The 594-nt window shown below is 71.7% G+C and carries 1 pseudogene; it reads left to right on the top strand.

What is annotated here, in order from left to right:
• Positions 1–594, top strand: a pseudogene (locus ABFX45_RS46260) (IS5 family transposase); the annotation flags it as partial.

The raw sequence follows: 594 nt of genomic DNA, 5'->3' as shown, positions 1-594 counted from the left end.
TGACCGACGAGCTGTGGGCTCGGCTGGAACCGTTGATCCCGGTATGCCCGAGGCGTTTCCGCTATCCGGGCCGCAGGCGTGCCGACGACCGGGCCGCGCTGGAGGGCATCCTGTACGCGGTGCGTACCGGGATCGGCTGGAACCGGCTGCCCACCGCCTTGTTCGGCGCCTCGGGCTCGACCTGCTGGCGGCGGTTGACCGAGTGGCACGAGGCAGGTGTCTGGCAGCAGTTGCACGAGCGGCTGCTCGCCGAACTGCGCGCCGCCGGGCTGCTGGACCTGTCCGCCGCCCTGGTCGACTCCACCCACCTGCGCGCGCTCAAAGGGGGGACCACACCGGGCCGAGCCCGGTCGACCGGCGCAAGCCCGGTTCCAAGCATCACCTGACCACCGACGCAAGCGGGGTCCCGCTGGCCGTGACTCTGACCGGCGGGCATCGCAACGACGTCACCCAGCTGATCCCGCTCATCGACGCCGTCCCACCGATCCGGGGCGTGGTCGGCAAACCACGCCGCCGGCCACGCCGCATCTACGCCGACCGCGGCTACGACCACGACAAGTACCGCCGCATGGTCCGAGCCCGCGGCATCACACC

This window comes from Lentzea roselyniae, assembly GCF_039537795.1.
Lineage (GTDB): Bacteria > Actinomycetota > Actinomycetes > Mycobacteriales > Pseudonocardiaceae > Lentzea > Lentzea atacamensis.
The sequence above is the reverse complement of the archived record's forward strand: the minus strand, read 5'-3'. Positions and strand labels throughout refer to the sequence as shown.